Genomic DNA, 17,196 nt, shown 5'->3' with positions numbered 1-17,196 from the left:
GGAATCTGCAAGGTGCCCGCACGGTTGTGAGCGTTTCGGCCCGGGTGTTACCTACTCTTAGGTAAATGCAAGCCAATGCGCCGTCAACCGCTCCCGGCCCACGAAGGAGGTCTGTCCTCATGCCTGAAGCTACGCTCGCCCCCGAAGCGATCCGCATCGAGACGTCCGGCGCGTCCGCGTCCGAGGTGGTCGTGCGCGATCCGCGCACGCAAAAAGTGCTGTACTCCTTCCGCGAACCGGCGGACGCCGAGGTGACCGCGGCGTTTGCGCGGGCGCGCGCGGCGTTCGAGAAGATTCGCGCGATGCCGGTTGCCGACCGCGTTCGAGAGACGCTGAAGCTGCGCGACTACATTCTCAAGCACAAGGAGAAGATCGTCGATCGCATCGTGCAGGAGACGGGCAAGTCGCGCGTGGACGCGTTGATGGCGGATGTCGCGCAGGCGTTGTCGATCATCGATTTCTACAAGAACACGGCGGAGAAGTATCTGGCGGATGAGAAGGTCCCCACGCCGATCATTCTGCAGGGCAAGAAGTCGTACATCCACTACGAACCGATGGGCGCCGTGTTGATCATCTCGCCGTGGAACTTCCCGTTCAACCTCGCGTGGGTGCCGATGATTACGGCGTTTGTCGCGGGCAATTCGATCGTGTTCAAGCCGTCCGAGTGGACGCCGCTCAAGGGCCTGTACGAAGAGATTATCGAAGGCAGCGGCTTCATGAAGGACGCAATCACGGTGATGTACGGCGGGAAGGAGACGGGCCGCCGTCTCATCGATCAGCGTCCCGCGAAAATCCTTTTCACGGGCAGCACGCGCGCGGGCAAGCAGATCATGGAACAGGCCGCGCAGTACCTAATTCCCGTCGAACTCGAACTGGGCGGCAAAGACCCGATGGTCGTATTCGACGATGTGAACATTGACCGGGCGGCCGCCGGCGCGATGTGGGGCGGTCTGATGAACTGCGGCCAGACGTGTACGTCCATCGAGCGTGTGCTCGTGCACGAACGCATCCACGACGATTTCGTGAAGGCGCTCGCCTCGAAAATCGAGGACCTGACGCACGCGGCGGAACACGGCGACAAACCCGATGCGGGCGATCTCGACGTAGGCCACATGACTGCGCCGTTCCAGGTGAAGAAGGTCGAGGAACTGGTCGAGGACGCGCGCGCGAAAGGCGCGACCATTCACACCGGCGGCAAGCGCGAGGGCGATTCGCACGCCTATCCCCCGACATTGATCTCGGGCGTGAACGATTCGATGCGCGTGATCACGGAGGAGACATTTGGACCGGTCATCACGGTCGAGAAGTTCAAGTCTGAAGACGAAGCCGTGCGCATGGCGAACGATACGCCGTACGGGTTGAGCGCAGCGGTGTGGTCCACCGATCTCGCGCGTGCGGAGCGCGTTGCGCGGAATATCGAGAGCGGCAACGTGTCGATAAACAATGTGCTCGCGACGCAGGGCAACGCGGCGTTGCCGTTCGGCGGAACGAAAGAGAGCGGGTTCGGCCGCTATTTCGGCCCGCACGGGCTGCACAGCTTCTCGCACATCAAGTCCGTCATCGTGGACGCGGGCAACAAGATCGAGCCGCATTGGTTTCCCTACTCGAAGGAAAAGTACGCGCTGCTGAGCGCGCTGCTCGACGTCTTGCACAGTAAGACGGGACTGTCGAAGATGCTCGGTCTGATTTCGATCGATGGCAAGCTCCGCAAACTGTCGAAGTCAAAGCGGAAGTAGACCGGCACTCGTGATCGATTTTATGGGCGGCCAAACGTGGCCGCCCATTTTCGTTCCGATTCGCTCCGCTCATTCGGTATACTGGCGCATCATGTCCAACGAACAAAATGTATCGTCTGCTTCATTTGTCCCGGCGCTGTGTCTCGGCGTGCTCGTCTTCGTTTCGGGCGCGGCGGTGATGATCTACGAGTTCATCGCCGTGCGCATGCTGCAGCGGTTCTTCGGCAGTTCGCTCGAGGTGTGGTCCGCGGAGATATCGGTGTGTCTGCTCGGATTGGCAGCGGGCTATTCGCTGGGAGGATGGATGGCGGACCGCTTTCGCTCGTGGGCGCCGCTGGGCGTCGTCTTGTGCATCGCCGGTTTCAGCGCAGTCTTCATGGAACCGATAGTCGTGAAGACCGCCGAACACGTCGCGCAGAGCGAAGTGATGCGCTGGTGGGAACCGCTGGTCGCGTCCGCGGCGGCGACGCTCGTTCCCCTGCTCGCCCTGGGCACCGTCATGCCGCAGGCCATTCGCCTCGCGGTCACGCGCTTGGACAGAGTCGGCTCGAGCGCGGGACGTATCGCGGCGCTTTCGACATTGGGAAGCATCTGCGGAACCATGGCGACCTCCACGCTGTTCGTGACCTGGGGCGTGCGTGAATCGTTGTACGCGACCTGCGCGGCGCTCGTCGTTGGAGGAGTGTTCATCGTGTTCGCTCACTTCGCCGCGCGGCGCAAAACCGCTCCGGTAGCCGCGTTGATCGTGGCAAGCGCGCCGTTTCTTGCGCCAGCCGCGTTCGCGCAGACCATCTACGAGAACTACTCCGCGTACCACCACATTCTGGTCCGCGACGAAGCCGAGAAACGGATTCTGTATTTCGACAGCTCGCCCCAATCGACAATGTTCAAGACGGACGCATACGCCGGCGGCTTCGAGTACACCGAATTCTTCTACGCGCCGCTCGTGTTGGACCCAACGACGAAATCCGTTTTGTTCGTGGGACTCGGCGGAGGGACCGGTCCGAAGTATTTCTTGAAGCACTATCCCGAAATGAAAATCGAGGTGTCGGAAATCGATCCTGCCGTGGTCAAGGTCGCCAAGCAGTATTTCGAACTGCCCGAAGACCCGCGCCTGCGCATCGTCACGATTGACGGCCGGACCTTCATCCAACGCACGAAGCAAACCTACGGTGCGATCATCATGGACGCCTACGCGTCCGGGCCGAATGGCGCGTATCTCCCCTACCATCTTGCGACCCAGGAATTCTTTCGCAGCGCGTTCGATCGCATCGAGAACGGTGGCTGTCTCGTGTACAACGTAATGGGCGAGTATGGCGGATCGAACGACAACATTGTGCGCGGGATGTTGCAGACGCTGGAATCCGTTTTCCAAAAGGTCTACGTGTTTCAGGCGGAATCCAGTTGGAACACCGTGTATCTCGCGCAGAAGATAGACCCGGCGAAGCTCGCGCCGAACGGCACGCGGGACGGCAAAGGTTGGCCCGATGGCCCGTGGCTGGCGCACCCCGCAGACTTGTCCGATCTCGCGGCGCAACTTGCCGCGAAAGGCAATTACCTTCCGCCAAACTTTCCGAAACGCCTCACGCAGTTCTCCGCCGCTCACACCGCCGCGCGGGACGGCAAGCTGTACACGGACAACAACGCGCCGGTGGATATCGCACAGGGCCGCTAAGTCAACGGCGCCGGGTCTTGCGCGGTGTGTCGAACAGCTCGAGTAAATTCAGCGCGGCCCGGGTCTGGTATGCGCCGGTCCTCCAAATGGCGCCTATCGTGACGCGCGGCAAACCGGGCACGCGCACAACGTGCAATGTTGTGTCCCGCGGCCTAACCGCGGCGCGCGGCAGAAACGATATGCCGATACCTTCCGCCACGTACCGCTTGATCACTTCAAAACTGCTCGTGTCCAAAACAATGTTCGGTGTAAACCCACTCATCCGAAAAAACTCGCGCAGCAATTTTCCGGTCCGCGTCACGTCTTCGAGCAACAGCAGCGGTTCGGACTGCAAATCGCGCGCGCGTACGATCGTTCGCGTCGCCATCCGGTGCCGCCGTGGCACGACAAGGACAAGTTCCTGCTCGAACAACACGCGTTCCATCAATTGCGCGGACGACACCGGCAGCGTCACGATTCCGATGTCCAAGTCCCCGAGCTGCACCATCTGCGCGATGACCTCGGTCGGGCGATTCACGATATGCAGCCGTGTTCCGGGGTTTGCGCGGCGGAACCGGCGCACTATCGGGGGCAAGGTGTAGAGGGCGGTTGTGTCGCTCGTACCGAGGCGCAGTTCGCCGGCCTGTGTCTCGTCAAAATCCTGCATCGCAGCCCGCATCGCATCCGCGTCGGAGATCAGCGCACTGCCTCGCGTATACAGAAGTCTGCCGGCAGGCGTGGGCGCGGCCGTCTTGCGGTCGATCAGCACGTGACCCAATTCGCGTTCGAGCGCTTTAATCTGGTGGGTAATGGCGGGTTGAGTGCGGTGCACCCGTTCGGCGGCGGCGCGAAAACTGCCGCCGTCAATTACGGCGCGGAAGAAACGTAGTTGCTCGAGGGTCATCGGATCTCCAATCAGAAAATCTTATCGGCATAATAGATTTAATTCAATTGCTTTATCTCCATCCTGCCCGTAATCTAACCGCATGCTTCGCGTGCCATCGGCCCCGCGGGCCCGAACGCGATTCGATGAGGTGCACCTGTATGAGCAACGACAAACGCGGCCTGACGTACCGCGACGCCGGCGTCGACATTGACGCCGCGGACAAGGCAGTCCGCGAAATAAAGAACCTCGTGAACAAAACGTTCGACGATCGCGTGCTGTGCGATATCGGAACCTTCGGCGCGATGTACAGCCTCGACACCAAGGGCATGGACGAACCGGTGCTCGTATCGAGCGTAGACGGCGTTGGTACCAAGATTAAGCTCGCATTCATGACGGGCAAGCACGACACGATCGGTGTCGATCTGGTTTCCCATTGCGTCAACGACATTCTGGTGCAGGGCGCGAAGCCTCTCTTCTTTCTCGACTATCTCGCGTTTGGGCGGCTCGAACCCAACGTGGTTGTAGAAGTCATTCGCGGCCTGACCAACGGGTGCCGCTACGCGGGCTGCGCGCTTATCGGCGGCGAGACCGCGGAAATGCCGGGACTCTACCAGCCCGGGGAATACGACATCTCTGGAACGATTGTCGGCGTCGTCGATCGCAAAAAGATTGTCGATGGTTCGACAGTGCAGCCTGGCGACGTCGTCATTGGCCTGCCATCATCAGGACTACACACCAACGGCTACAGCCTCGCGCGCAAGATATGCTTCGAGGTCGCCAAACTCGATTGCAGCGACCCGATGCCCGGCGTCGACCGAACGGTCGGCGAAGCGCTGCTCGAGCCGCACCGCAGTTACGCGACGATTATTCGCGTGCTCATGAAAATCGTGACGGTCAAAGGAATGGCGCACATCACCGGGGGCGGCATCACCGACAATCTCCCCCGCACGTTGCCACACGAAACGGGCGTCGAAATCAATCTCGACGCGTGGACTGCGCCGCCGGTTTTCGGCTTCCTTCAGCGGGCGGGTCAAGTCGAACAATTTGAAATGCTGCGCACCTTCAATTGCGGCATGGGCTACCTCGTGATTGTATCCGAGGACGAGGCCGAGCGCGCGTTGAAGACACTCGATCAGGCCGGCAGCGAAGGCCGGGTTATCGGCCGCGTTATCAAGGGAGAGCGCCGCGTAACCTACTCGGGAACACTTCGCTATGCCTAAAGAGGCCGCTGCCACCGCCCCCGCCGCGACGTCACACGCCGTGCACCGAATCGAGGTCGGGATGAAACAGGGCATGCCGGACCCGGCGGGCCTTGGCGTTCGCGCCCGCGTGGCGGACGATTTGGGCATCCACATCGAGGACGTGCGCGCAATCGACGTGTATACCATCCACGCGAATTTGAGCACAGAAGAACTCGAACTCGTCCGCCGCGAGCTGTTCACCGATCCGATCATTCAGGATTCGGCCGTTGATTCCCTGCTGGCCCGCGATTTCGATTTCGCGATCGAAGTCGGGTTCCGGCCGGGCGTCACCGATAACATCGGCAAGAGTTCCGCGGAAGGCATCGCCGATACAATTGGGCGCGCCCTCTCCCCCGGTGACGCGGTCTACAAGTCGACCCTGTACGCGCTCAAGGGCCGCGTCAACGCGAAACAATGCGAGCGCATTGCGCGCGATCTGCTCGCAAATGAACTCATCCAGCGTTGGATTGTGAAGCCGGCGTCGGAGCTCGGGGACATAGGCGGTCACGGCCTGCTCGGGCTGCCCCTCGTTACCGAACGCAGCAGCGCAGAAGTGCGGACAATCGATCTGAACATTTCCGACGACGCGCTCATGGCCCTCAGCCGCGACGGCATGCTGGCGCTCGAACTTGGCGAAATGAAAGCGATACAAGCGCATTACGGTGACGCGTCCGTCCAGACGTGGCGGGCCGCCGCGGGCCTGCCGCAACAGCCGACAGATATCGAGCTCGAAATCCTCGCCCAAACCTGGTCCGAGCACTGCAAACACAAGATATTCAATGCCGTCATCGAGTACACCGACGAAGCGGGAAACACGCGCACGATCGACAGCCTGTTCAAGTCCTACGTAAAGGCGACGACGGACGAAGTCGGCAAGCGCGTCGATTGGCTCGTCAGCGTGTTCCACGACAACGCCGGCATTATCAGGTTTGACAAGAACTGGAATTTCGCGTTGAAGGCGGAGACGCACAACAGCCCCTCCGCGCTCGATCCGTACGGCGGCGCGATTACGGGCATCGTTGGCGTGAACCGCGATGTTCTCGGCGCCGGACTTGGTTGCCGCTGCATTTTCAACACGGACGTGTTCTGTTTTGCGTCGCCGTTCTACGATGGCGACATCCCCGCGCGCCTGATGCATCCCCGGCGCGTGCTGCGCGGTGTGCATCAAGGCGTGAAGGACGGCGGCAACCAAAGCGGCATTCCGGACCTGAACGGCGCGATCGTGTTTCACGAACGCTTCCTTGGCAAGCCTCTTGTGTTCTGCGGCACCGGCGGTCTCATCCCCGCAACGATCAACGGCCAACCCAGCCACGAAAAAACAGCCCGGCCCGGCGATCGAATTGTCATGTGCGGCGGCCGCATAGGCAAAGACGGGATTCACGGCGCGACGTTTTCGTCCGAGGAGTTGCACGAAGGTTCGCCCGCAACAGCCGTGCAAATCGGCGACGCAATCACGCAAAAGAAAATGGCCGACTTTCTGATCGAAGCGCGCGACCTCGGCCTCTTTTCGAACATCACCGACAACGGCGCGGGCGGTTTGTCATCGAGTATCGGCGAAATGGCGAAAGGTTCGGGCGGCGCCGTCGTGCATCTTGAACGCGCGCCGCTGAAGTATCCGGGCCTCGCGCCATGGGAGATTTTCCTGTCCGAAGCGCAAGAGCGCATGACTCTCGCTGTTCCGCCGGACAAGGTCGACGCCTTCCTGGACTTGGCAAGGCGCCGCGAGGTCGAAGCGACTGTCCTCGGCGAATTCACCGGCTCTGGCCGCCTCGAATGCCGTTACGAAGGCAAGCTGATCGGCGCGCTCGACATGCACTTTCTGCATGACGGCGTGCCGAGAATGCATCTGAAAGCGAGGTGGGAGCCGCCCGCCGTCACGCGGGAGATTATCGTTGAACAAAGCGATCTCATCGCCGACTTGAAGGCCGTGCTCGGTTCACTAAACGTGTGCAGCAAAGAATCGTTCGTGCGCATGTACGACCATGAAGTCCTCGCGCAGAGCGTGCTGAAACAGTTCCAGGGCGTCGACCACGACGGCCCCGGCGACGCCGGCGTAATTCGTCCGGTGCCCGGTTCCAAACGCGGCATCGCGGTGTCGTGCGGCATCGCGCCCAAGTACAGCGATCTTGATACCTACTGGATGATGGCGAGCGCGGTGGACGAGGCCGTGCGCAACCTCATCGCAGTCGGCGCGCGCATCGGGAGCATTGCCGGATTGGACAATTTCTGCTGGCCCGATCCGGTGCAGAGCGAGAAGACGCCCGACGGCGAGTACAAACTCGCCCAGCTCGTGCGCTGCTGCGAGGCGCTCTACGACATCTGCACTTCCTACGACATCCCATTGATCAGTGGCAAAGACAGTATGAAAAATGACTACAAGATCGGTGGCACGAAGATTTCCATTCCACCCACGGTACTCTTCACCGCCGCCGCAATCATCGACGACGTGACCAAAGTGGTGTCGATGGACGTAAAACACGCCGGCGACGCCGTGTACGTTGTCGGTGAAACGAAGCCCGAGATGGGCGGCAGCGAATATCTCGCGCTGCGCGGCCAACTCGGAGCAGTCGTACCCAAGGTCGATGCAAAGCGAGCGCGCATGACATACGAAAAGTTGTCGGACGCGATCGGCCGTGGTTATGTTTCGTCGTGCCACGACTGCTCGGACGGCGGACTCGGCGCAGCGCTTGCCGAGTCGGCGTTCGCAGGCGGGTTCGGCATGGAGATTGACCTAACGAAGATACCGGCCGCGAACGATGTGATCGCGATGTTCAGCGAATCGCAAAGCCGCTTCGTGGTTACTGTGCCCGCTGCGAAAGCCGCGGAGTTTGAGTCCGCCATGGACGGCGTCCCGGTAACGCGGATAGGCTCCGTAATTCCGCTCGAGGTGCTTCGCATCCGCGGACGCGACGGTTACGCGGACGAGGCAAGCCTTCCCGAATTGAAAGAAGCGTGGCAACGCACGCTCCGCTGGTAGCGATGGATTAATTATGAGCACCACGACACGCGCACTCATCCTGACCGGATTCGGTATCAATTGCGACCATGAAACGGCCGACGCGTTCGCACGCGCGGGCGCGGGACCGGTCCGCGTTCACCTCAATGACGTCATTGCGCGGCCCGCCATGCTGAAGGAGTACCGGATACTCGCGGTGCCCGGCGGGTTCTCATTCGGCGACGACGTTGCATCGGGAAAGATATTGGCGAACCGGCTCCGCTACAAGCTGGGCGACGCGCTCAGGCGGTTTGTCGCGGAGGGAAAGCTTGTCATCGGCATCTGCAACGGATTCCAAGTGCTCGTGAAGATGGGCATGCTCCCCATGCTCGAAGGCGATTTCCGGCAGGAAGTGACGCTGACGCACAACGACTCGGGGCGCTTCGAAGATCGGTGGGTACACTTAAAGACCGCGAAGAACACCTCATGCGTTTGGGTAAAGGGATTGGACCAACTCGAATTGCCCGTGCGCCACGGCGAGGGCAAGTTTATCCCGCGCGACGCGGACGTACTCAAATCGCTTGGCGATCGCGGCATGATCGTATTGCGCTACTGCCTGCACGACGGCGAAGCGGCGCGCGGCGACTTCCCGGCCAACCCGAACGGATCGATTGACGACGTGGCGGGCATTTGTGACACGACCGGGCGCGTGTTCGGGTTGATGCCGCATCCCGAAGCCCACACCGAGCGCACACACCATCCTCTTTGGACACGCGAGGCTCGGCCAGAGGAGGGAATCGGGCTGCGTGTCTTTCGCAATGCCGTGGAATATGCCGAGCGGGAGTTGCTTGGTTAAGACGCAGTGGAAACGACTTCGGGCGCCAGAAGCCAGGTAGCATCCAAGACATCCATTGCACCCGACCGATTGTGAACGGGGCGCCGGACTGCGTACACTCACTCGTTTGAGGGAACGATGATCTTCGTTTACGCAATCACGCTTGGAATCTCGTCGGGCGTTACCGGTTTATTTGCGCGGCAGGCCTTGGGCGAACAGGGTTACGTGCCGGGACTGACGCCGGGGTTGATGGTGGCCTGCGGCGTTGCGGCCACATATGCCGGACTTCAATTGCTCTACGTCGGGCTCGTGCGCTTCACCTGGCCCACGAAAACCAATTGGCCGCTGTTGGGCGAATGCCTCTCGCACGGGGCGGTCGCCGCCTTCCTGCCCTACCTCGCCCGATTCGACGTAAATTGGCCGCACCCGGCGCTCAACGACTTCGAGTCGCTCATCTATTTTGCCGCATTCGCCGGGATTCACGCGACGCTAAAACTGGTCGGCTTCTATGCGATTCTGCGCAGCGAATCCGGTCCGCGCGCGTGGAACGTCGCGTGGATGGCGAGCGGTATGCCCTTGCTGTTAGCCGGTTTTATCATGTTCGAGGTTTGGGCCGGCAGCGTCGAGAAGGCGCGGCCGAAAGCGCCGGAGGAAGTGCAGACCTACCGCGTCGGTACCGCGTACGCGAGTGCGCGCGCACTACCCGAAGGCTCCGTGCTGACCACCAACGCGACCGCGTCGATCGGCGAATGCCTCATGATCGGCTGCGCGAACCCGCCCGAAACCGCGCTTGAAGACGCGTTGGAAGTCGCCTACCTCACGATTGAGATGCGCGGCGATACCACGACGCAGTTTTCGGGTTCGATTGATTTGGCGGCCGGCGAGTGGTCTTACCTCCAAATCCCTGCCGAAGATGTTCCCCGCAAGATGACCACGTGCGTCGTGCGCTGGTCCACGGAGAAGGAATCGAAGTGGCGCAAAGCAGTCGGTGTTCTGCCAGTCCTCACATCGGACCGAACGCTCCTGATCGACGGGCCGCACGTTCGCAGAATGCAGGGCAATGAATCGAATCCCAGCCTGGTCCTGATCGTTGTTGACGGACTTGGCGCCGATCGCGTGTCGAGCATGGGTTCGGCAAAGGGAACGACGCCGAATCTCGAACGTATTGGAGCGGCGGCGCTGACGTATCCGCTCACCTATGCGCCGGCGCCGGAGGCCGCGGCATCGTGCATGACGCTGCTTACCGGCGTTTCACCGCTGCGGCACGGTTATCTGGGCGACCGCGCAGGCCCGCTGCCAAAGGAACTCAAGACCATTTCGGAAGCGTTGCGCGGCGAGCGGTACGCAACAGCAGCGTTCACCGAAGGGGAGGGCTGGGGCGATCTCGTGCACGGACGGGGTTTCGAGCGCGGGTTTGACACATTCGACGACGGTTACATCGCGGAACCGCCCGCTGCGAGTGTGCAACTCGATCCGAACGCGCCCGGTCCCGCCATGGGTTCGAGTGAAACGTTGAGCAAAGCGCGCCGTTGGTTTGACGCGCACAAAGACACAAATTACTTCCTGCTCGTCCGCCTGACCGACCTGCGCAATCCGCGCTCGAGAGAACTTCACGCCCGCTCCCTCCTTCCCGATTTGGCCAGCGCGACGCCAAGCGCGCTGTACAACGCCGCGGTCCAATATCTCGATCGCGAAGTTGGGCAGTTCATCGGGCACGTGAGAAATGCGCAGGGAGCCAAGACCTGTATCGTGGTGACATCGACGCGCGGGAGTTACCTGCCCGACGACACCGTGTTGGCCGATTGGAGCTTGCGCGTGCCATTCGTGCTGTCCGCGCCTGGCGTGACCGCGGCAAAACGCAGCGAACTGACAGGGCTCGAGGATGTCGCATCCACCCTGGCCAGGATGATGCACGTAACGCTGGGTCCCTACGCAAGCACAGCGGACTTGATCAACGCGCCGGTATCGCGTGAACCCATCTCGATGGTCGGCAATCCGTTGATGCTCAGCATTCGTAACGCGAAATTGCGTTTGGTCTGGTCGACGCAGCGCGAGCCGTTCACCATGAGGGCCGTGGGCCCGCCCGCGGCGGCGGCGTTGTACGACCTGACAAACGTACGGGCCGGAGCGCCGATGCGGGACATCTCATCGCGTTCTCCGCAGGCGACAAAGAACTGGACCGACAAGCTGGATCAGTATTTCATCATGCAGTGCGAGGGGTGGCAGACGGCTGCTGCGCCGTAGACGGATCAGGGACAGTCCCCGATTTCGGACATCGGCCTAACAGTACGCTTCGGATCCTCGAGACTGAAATCGGGGACAGTCCCTTGTGGAGCGAGGGATGGCAGACGAGCGCCGCGCAGTAGTAATTACACTTCCGACAACGCGACTTCGCGTTTTTCCGCGAGCGATTTCGTTATGGCGGCGAGGACCTGGACGGGTTCGATCAGTTGCTGTGGCGTCAGCGGCCACTTTCCCGTGCGCATCATTTCCATGATGACTTTCATGCCTTCGACGTAACTGGTCCCCGAATCAACTTTGTGATCGGAAAATCCCTTCTTCCCAAACGCGGATATATGGAAGACGTATGGTTCGTTGTACTGAAAATTCAAGGCCACGATCGGGCCGGTCGCGTATTTGCAGACCGCCATGATGTACTTGTTGTGCTCGCTCGCCGTGACGCTCGTCACACCGTAACCAAACGCGGCGTGCATGAGCTCGACCGTATGTACGCCGTAGAAGCACAGCCCGTCGTATTCGCTGTCCACTTCCGCGGGCCCAGTGCTGACGCCGGAAACAGGTACATCGATCGAATCTTTCAACGAAGCAAGCCATTGCACGGTCGGCACGCAAAACCGCAACGTCGAAAATGACGTGAAACCGACCTTGGCCTGCTCGGCAGTGTCGATCAGTTCGCGCGCGTCCGCCACCGTATGCGCGAGTGGTTTGTCTACGAACGCGGGAATTCCCGCCTTGATGAACGGCAACGAATCGTTCTTGTGTTTGCTGGCGTGTCGCCATACACACAGAATGCCGTCTACCTGACCGATCATGTCCTCCGTGCGCGTGACGATGTTTGGAATCTCGCAGTTGGTGGCGACTTCCTTTGTGCGGGCCTCGTCCGTGCCGTAGATGTGCGTGACCAGCACATCGGGAATCCGGTTCTCGCCCTCGAGGTTGGTCAGCCGCGAAAACGCCTCGGCGTGACTGTTATCGGAACCCACAATGCCCAGACGAAACATCAACTTTCCTTTACATCATGGCAAACGTATACGCCACGCCGGATGTGCTGCCACACAACCGGCGGGCAAACGGACTCGTGAGCACCAAAAGAGAATCAGGCTTTGGACTTGGCCTTCGCTTTCGATTTCGATTTGGCCTTGGCGCTTGGCTTGGCCTTCTTTGCGGGCTTCTTGTCGGGAATGCTCGATACATCACCGTAAAAACGTTTGGTCGCTTCAAGAATATGGCCAAGGCTCTTCTTCAGTTCATCGGACAGATCGACGCCGGCCTTCTGCACTTTCTCGACAAACGCTTCCCAATCTTTGTGTTCCCATTTGCCTTTTTGCTTGACGACAAAATCGCCCGCCATGCCCAACATCTCTTGTACCGGATTCTTGCTCGTTCGCTTCGCCATAGGTCGGTTCTCCTCTTTGGGACTGCGGCCCAAACCGCAACTGCTTCAAAAAAACAGTCCCCCAGCCCGAGAGGGCGACAGTAGGATAGCGGAGGGGCCCGAATTTTTCAACGAATATTACGGCGTGGCGTTGATTTAGAGTCCTTTCACCTGCCAACCATCGCGGTATTTGCGGCGCAGAAATTTGTTCGCTTCCCGCGAATTCGCGAAGCGCATCTTCCGCGCATCCCACTCGAGCGTTTGACCGGGGAATCGGTCCGCGACTGTGGTAAGTAGCACCGCTTCGGTGAGCGGGCCCGCGTAGTCAAAGTGCGATCCGGCGACGCCGTTTCCGAGCGCGGCTTCGACAAACTGGTGGTAGTGATTGATTGGCTCGAGCTTTGGCTTCGGATAGTCCTTGTACTTGTGGATGGGGTGCAGCGACGGCTCGCCCACGTGCGGAATGACGAGTGTGCCTTCTTCGCCGATGACGACCGATCCGCTCGACGGCATCGCAAAATCTTTTGTCAAATGTCGCGACACGGTCCACGACGGCCGCTTGCCTCCGTCCAGCCACGTCGCAGTAATCGTTTTTCCCGCGCTCATCGGGACGCCGGGAAACACGTAGCGCGATATCGTCCATTCCGGCCACTGGTCGCCGTCCACGCTTTCGACCTGCGCGCAGACGGTCAAGGGCGCGCCAATGTCGAGCGCGGTGAACACGGTGTCGAAAATGTGACAGCCGAAATCGCCCGTCGCGCCGTTTCCGAAATCGCGCCAGCGCCGCCACCAGAACGGGTGATACACCTCCGGTGCGTACGGACGCTCCGGCGCGGTGCCCAGCCACAGGTCCCAATCGAGATGGTCGGGCACTGGAGCGGGTTCGGGGCGCTTCTTGTCGCCGGTCAGGAAGAGCGCGCCGGTCCACGAGTACCACTCCTGGACTTTGCCGATGGCGCCTTCTTTCATCCAGTGCACTGCCGTGCGGTAAAACTCGTGCGAGTGAATCTGGTTGCCCATCTGCGTTTTGACGCCGAACTCGCGCGCGGCGAGTGTGAGCTGGCGGGCCTCATACACCTCGTGCGTCAGCGGTTTCTCGCAGAACACGTGCTTGCCCTTGCGGATTGCCGTCATCGATACCGGCGCGTGCATGTGATCCGGAATGCCGACATTAACGGAGTCGATGTTGTTCTCTTCCTTCTCGAGCATCTCGCGCCAATCGCGGTACAGGCGCGCACCGGGATACAGCTTCGATGCGCCTTCGAGGTTCTTCGCGTCCACGTCGCACAGCGCGACCACGTCCACCTTGCCGCTGCTGAAGATTTCCTTCAGCCCGTAGCCGCCCTGCGCGCCGACGCCGACGGCGGCGTGTTGCAGCTTGCCGGAGGGCGGCTGCGCCAGGCTGAGACGTGGCGCAATGAGCGGAGCGGCAACGGACGCCGCGGCCGCGCGTTTGATGAAATCCCTGCGTGAAACCGGTTTGCTCATGGACGTTTCCCTCTACCCCACGCCGCACGGATGCGGATAAGCTGCCGATATCTCACAAGTGGACGGCACAAGTCAAAAAAGGTGCGGTGCCGGTGTCCGGATCGGTACACTGTGTGCCATCGGTCTTTTGAAGGAGTCGCGGTCATGTCCGATTTGGTCCTTCCCCTTATCATGCGGTGGGCGCACATTCTCGCGGCAATTGTCGCAGTGGGCGGCGCGGTTTTCGTGCGGTTCGTGCTGATGCCCAGCGCGCAACAGACGCTCGACGACAAGACCCGCGCGGAATTGCGCGCGGCCGTCACGCGGCGCTGGATGAAGTTCATCCACACGTGCATCCTGCTTTTTCTGATTAGCGGGTTCTACAACTACCTCGTCATCCAGGCGCCCGCGCACAAGGGGCAGTCGATTTATCACATGCTCTTCGGAATCAAGTTTCTACTCGCGCTCGTTGTCTTCGCCCTTGCGATCGCGCTCGCCTCGCTCAAGCCGTGGTCCGAAAAACTCCGCGCCAACGCTAAACTCTGGCAAGGCCTGCTTGTCGCACTCGCTGTCGTCATCGTGCTGATCTCCGGGTACATGCGCTCGATCCCGCGCGTGTAGCGCCGGCCCTCTCCCCCCTCCGGCTTCGGCCCACAGCCGTGCTCGGTCCAAAATTCCCATCCGTCCCATACCTCCCTCCCGTCATCGGCTTGACCCCTCCCGCCAAACCATGCAAAATACCCGCCGAGCGGGCCGGAAGCGAGGGATCCATTAAGGGCGGCCCGCTCCGGTGAATCAGCCCAAAACGCAAGGTTCCTCGTTTGCGATACGCGATAATCTCGGACATCCACGCCAACCTCGAGGCCCTGCAGGCCGTTCTGGAGCGTATCAAGTCACTCTCCATCGACCAGGTCGTCTGCCTCGGAGACGTGGTCGGCTACAACGCCAGCCCGAACGAATGCTCCGACATCGTCCGAGAGAGCGGTATGCCCACCATCTGCGGCAACCACGACGCCGTCGCCTGCGGCATCGAGGAACCGTGGGGATTCAATCCCGTCGCGCTTCAGGCCGCGCTGTGGACACGCGAGCACCTCTCGCCCACCAACCTCGAATGGCTCCGAAAACTTCCCGACAACATGCAGTTCCCCCACTTTCTCGCCGCCCACGGCTCCCCCACGGACCGAGACTGCTATCTGTTCACATGGGAAGACGTGTTGCCGCATCTCCAATACGTCACAGACCAGAACTACCGCCTCTGCTTCTTCGGGCATACGCATAGCCCGGGGATATTCTCGGCGGACGGTTTATACAGCGTGGACGACGACTCGAAGTTTCAACTCGGCAACGGCAAGACGTTCTTCATCAACCCGGGCTCGGTCGGCCAACCCCGTGACGGGGACTCCCGAGCGGCCTTTGGCCTCTTCGATTCGGAGAAAAACGAGTACGAACTCGTCCGCGCCGAATACGATGTGTCCGCCGCAGCCGGACGTATCCGCGACGCGGGCCTTCCCCCCTTCCTCGCGGAACGCCTGACCATGGGGCGATAGCACATACAGTTTTCTTTGCGGCGCGCTTTCGTGCTCGTGCTCGTAATCGTGCTCGTAATCGTAATCGACAGGTCAAATCGCTAAATGCCACGCACCGCTCAAATATCCCGCGAAACCAAAGAAACCAAGATCAATCTCTCCGTCGCCATCGACGGCGCCGGCGCCATAGACGCCACCACCGGCATCGGTTTCTTCGACCACATGCTCACGCACATCGCCAAACACGGCCTCTTCGATCTCACCGTCAACGCAAAAGGCGATCTCGAAATCGACGCGCACCACACCGTCGAAGACGTCGGAATTTGTCTCGGAAAAGCCTTTGCCCAAGCGCTCGGCGACATGAAAGGCATCGCCCGCTTCGGCCACGCCGTTGTCCCCATGGACGAAGCCCTCGTCGAGGTCGCCATCGATTTCAGCGGACGCCCCTTCCTCGTCTTCGAAGCGGACCTGCCCCGCGGCAAAGTCGGCGAGTTCGATTCCGAGCTCACCGAAGAGTTCTTCCGCGCCTTCGCAGTGAACAGCCGCACGACGCTCCACATCGTCCTGCGCTACGGCTCAAACCTGCACCACTGTATCGAAGGCATCTTCAAGGCCTTCGCCCGCGCTCTCGACCGCGCGACCCAACTCGACCCGCGTGTCACCGGCGTGCCCTCCACGAAGGGCATGCTGGAAAAATAATGCAGGCGCCCGCGATTCGCGAGCGCCTGTCGAAGAGGCAAATGCTCGTGCGCTGGCTTTACGCCCCGCCTTCCTTGCCCAAGAGGCCCCGCCCGCGCAGCGCGTCTTCCACAAGCCGTATATTCCCCTCGGTCGGCTGACCGAAAATGTACTCGGCGACCACCGCGGCAACCGGACTCGGCGATTCGCCGATGGCTTCAGCCGCCGGTTCAGGCGAGACAGGCTCAACCGATGGAGCCGAACCCGCGCTCGGGGCAGGCCCTTCGATCATTGCCAGCTCGACACTGGCAGACCTTAACTCCTTACGAAACTTTTCTGTTCCAACACCATTTCTGTCTGCCTCCGCGCGAAGCGTCGCGACTTCCAAACGCAACCGCTCGTTCTCGCGCAGCACGCGCTCGAATTCTTGCAGGAGCGATGGCGGATTGGGCACGGCTGGTATGACCGGGCCACGCGGCGCAGTCCGCGCAACGTCTCCCTCCAACTCCACTCGTTCAAAACGACGCCACTCGATGGGCTTCTCAATCATGTTGCGCGCACTCCCAAGGGCGTGGCGTTAAAAGGCAGGAACTGGCCCAAGAGGAATCTGGCAGGTTTCGGA

Annotated in this window: 14 protein-coding genes; 9 read left to right on the top strand and 5 right to left on the bottom strand. The window is 60.9% G+C overall.

Going from position 1 to position 17,196, the window contains the following annotated elements:
• Positions 1 to 119 precede the first annotated feature (119 nt).
• Together HUU46_05705 and HUU46_05700 are read left to right on the top strand one after the other, a co-directional pair.
• Positions 120 to 1,736 carry an aldehyde dehydrogenase family protein gene (locus HUU46_05705; GenBank protein NUM53121.1) on the top strand — a complete coding sequence of 539 codons (1,617 nt, stop codon included), beginning with the start codon at positions 120 to 122 and terminating at the stop codon, positions 1,734 to 1,736.
• A gap of 91 nt (positions 1,737 to 1,827) precedes the next feature.
• Positions 1,828 to 3,411, top strand: coding sequence for a fused MFS/spermidine synthase (locus HUU46_05700; GenBank protein NUM53120.1), 1,584 nt, complete (start codon positions 1,828 to 1,830; stop codon positions 3,409 to 3,411).
• Position 3,412: 1 nt separating this feature from the next.
• Here the strand turns inward: HUU46_05700 and HUU46_05695 are convergent, their stop codons facing one another.
• On the bottom strand, positions 3,413 to 4,294 hold the full coding sequence (locus HUU46_05695; protein ID NUM53119.1) for a LysR family transcriptional regulator: 882 nt from the start codon (positions 4,292 to 4,294) through the stop codon (positions 3,413 to 3,415).
• Positions 4,295 to 4,434: 140 nt separating this feature from the next.
• On the opposite strand from HUU46_05695, the gene HUU46_05690 reads away from it, so the two are divergent.
• The 4 genes from HUU46_05690 to HUU46_05675 all read left to right on the top strand — a co-directional run bounded on the left by HUU46_05690 (position 4,435) and on the right by HUU46_05675 (position 11,531).
• A complete protein-coding gene (locus HUU46_05690) occupies positions 4,435 to 5,496 on the top strand; it encodes a phosphoribosylformylglycinamidine cyclo-ligase (protein ID NUM53118.1) in 1,062 nt (353 codons plus the stop codon).
• Positions 5,489 to 8,494 carry a phosphoribosylformylglycinamidine synthase gene (locus HUU46_05685; protein NUM53117.1) on the top strand — a complete coding sequence of 1,002 codons (3,006 nt, stop codon included), beginning with the start codon at positions 5,489 to 5,491 and terminating at the stop codon, positions 8,492 to 8,494. The genes HUU46_05690 and HUU46_05685 overlap by 8 nt, the downstream gene beginning before the upstream one ends.
• Before the next feature lie 13 nt (positions 8,495 to 8,507).
• On the top strand, positions 8,508 to 9,308 hold the full coding sequence (purQ, locus tag HUU46_05680) for a phosphoribosylformylglycinamidine synthase I (protein ID NUM53116.1): 801 nt from the start codon (positions 8,508 to 8,510) through the stop codon (positions 9,306 to 9,308).
• A 117-nt stretch (positions 9,309 to 9,425) separates the two neighbouring features.
• Positions 9,426 to 11,531, top strand: a complete 2,106-nt coding sequence (locus tag HUU46_05675) for a sulfatase-like hydrolase/transferase (GenBank protein NUM53115.1) — start codon at positions 9,426 to 9,428, stop codon at positions 11,529 to 11,531.
• Between the two features lie 125 nt (positions 11,532 to 11,656).
• On the opposite strand, the gene HUU46_05670 is transcribed toward HUU46_05675, so the two are convergent.
• The 3 genes from HUU46_05670 to HUU46_05660 all read right to left on the bottom strand — a co-directional run bounded on the left by HUU46_05670 (position 11,657) and on the right by HUU46_05660 (position 14,391).
• On the bottom strand, positions 11,657 to 12,529 hold the full coding sequence (locus HUU46_05670; GenBank protein NUM53114.1) for a Gfo/Idh/MocA family oxidoreductase: 873 nt from the start codon (positions 12,527 to 12,529) through the stop codon (positions 11,657 to 11,659).
• A 95-nt stretch (positions 12,530 to 12,624) separates the two neighbouring features.
• Complete coding sequence (locus HUU46_05665) at positions 12,625 to 12,924, bottom strand: hypothetical protein (GenBank protein NUM53113.1); 300 nt, start codon at positions 12,922 to 12,924, stop codon at positions 12,625 to 12,627.
• A gap of 135 nt (positions 12,925 to 13,059) precedes the next feature.
• Positions 13,060 to 14,391, bottom strand: a complete 1,332-nt coding sequence (locus HUU46_05660; protein ID NUM53112.1) for a Gfo/Idh/MocA family oxidoreductase — start codon at positions 14,389 to 14,391, stop codon at positions 13,060 to 13,062.
• A 144-nt stretch (positions 14,392 to 14,535) separates the two neighbouring features.
• Here HUU46_05660 and HUU46_05655 point away from each other — a divergent pair, with 144 nt between their 5' ends.
• From HUU46_05655 to hisB, 3 genes are all read left to right on the top strand, one after another.
• Entirely contained in the window at positions 14,536 to 14,991 is a 456-nt protein-coding gene (locus tag HUU46_05655; protein NUM53111.1) for a hypothetical protein, read from the top strand.
• Between the two features lie 200 nt (positions 14,992 to 15,191).
• Positions 15,192 to 15,917: a metallophosphoesterase family protein gene (locus HUU46_05650; GenBank protein ID NUM53110.1), complete on the top strand. Its 726-nt coding sequence runs from the start codon at positions 15,192 to 15,194 to the stop codon at positions 15,915 to 15,917.
• An 84-nt stretch (positions 15,918 to 16,001) separates the two neighbouring features.
• Positions 16,002 to 16,595 carry an imidazoleglycerol-phosphate dehydratase HisB gene (gene hisB / locus HUU46_05645; protein ID NUM53109.1) on the top strand — a complete coding sequence of 198 codons (594 nt, stop codon included), beginning with the start codon at positions 16,002 to 16,004 and terminating at the stop codon, positions 16,593 to 16,595.
• 58 nt (positions 16,596 to 16,653) lie between these two features.
• On the opposite strand, the gene HUU46_05640 is transcribed toward hisB, so the two are convergent.
• Complete coding sequence (locus HUU46_05640; GenBank protein NUM53108.1) at positions 16,654 to 17,124, bottom strand: hypothetical protein; 471 nt, start codon at positions 17,122 to 17,124, stop codon at positions 16,654 to 16,656.
• Positions 17,125 to 17,196: the final 72 nt, after the last annotated feature.

This window comes from Candidatus Hydrogenedentota bacterium, assembly GCA_013359265.1.
In the GTDB taxonomy this organism is placed as follows: Bacteria; Hydrogenedentota; Hydrogenedentia; order Hydrogenedentales; family SLHB01; genus JABWCD01.
The sequence above is the reverse complement of the archived record's forward strand: the minus strand, read 5'-3'. Positions and strand labels throughout refer to the sequence as shown.

Coding starts and splice junctions, on each gene's coding strand:
- HUU46_05655 (NUM53111.1), top strand. CDS start 14,536: ATGTCCGATTTGGTCCTTCCCCTTATCATGCGGTGGGCGCACATTCTC.
- HUU46_05700 (NUM53120.1), top strand. CDS start 1,828: ATGTCCAACGAACAAAATGTATCGTCTGCTTCATTTGTCCCGGCGCTG.
- HUU46_05665 (NUM53113.1), bottom strand. CDS start 12,924: ATGGCGAAGCGAACGAGCAAGAATCCGGTACAAGAGATGTTGGGCATG.
- HUU46_05705 (NUM53121.1), top strand. CDS start 120: ATGCCTGAAGCTACGCTCGCCCCCGAAGCGATCCGCATCGAGACGTCC.
- hisB (NUM53109.1), top strand. CDS start 16,002: ATGCCACGCACCGCTCAAATATCCCGCGAAACCAAAGAAACCAAGATC.
- HUU46_05670 (NUM53114.1), bottom strand. CDS start 12,529: ATGTTTCGTCTGGGCATTGTGGGTTCCGATAACAGTCACGCCGAGGCG.
- HUU46_05660 (NUM53112.1), bottom strand. CDS start 14,391: ATGAGCAAACCGGTTTCACGCAGGGATTTCATCAAACGCGCGGCCGCG.
- HUU46_05695 (NUM53119.1), bottom strand. CDS start 4,294: ATGACCCTCGAGCAACTACGTTTCTTCCGCGCCGTAATTGACGGCGGC.
- HUU46_05685 (NUM53117.1), top strand. CDS start 5,489: ATGCCTAAAGAGGCCGCTGCCACCGCCCCCGCCGCGACGTCACACGCC.
- HUU46_05690 (NUM53118.1), top strand. CDS start 4,435: ATGAGCAACGACAAACGCGGCCTGACGTACCGCGACGCCGGCGTCGAC.
- purQ (NUM53116.1), top strand. CDS start 8,508: ATGAGCACCACGACACGCGCACTCATCCTGACCGGATTCGGTATCAAT.
- HUU46_05640 (NUM53108.1), bottom strand. CDS start 17,124: ATGATTGAGAAGCCCATCGAGTGGCGTCGTTTTGAACGAGTGGAGTTG.
- HUU46_05675 (NUM53115.1), top strand. CDS start 9,426: ATGATCTTCGTTTACGCAATCACGCTTGGAATCTCGTCGGGCGTTACC.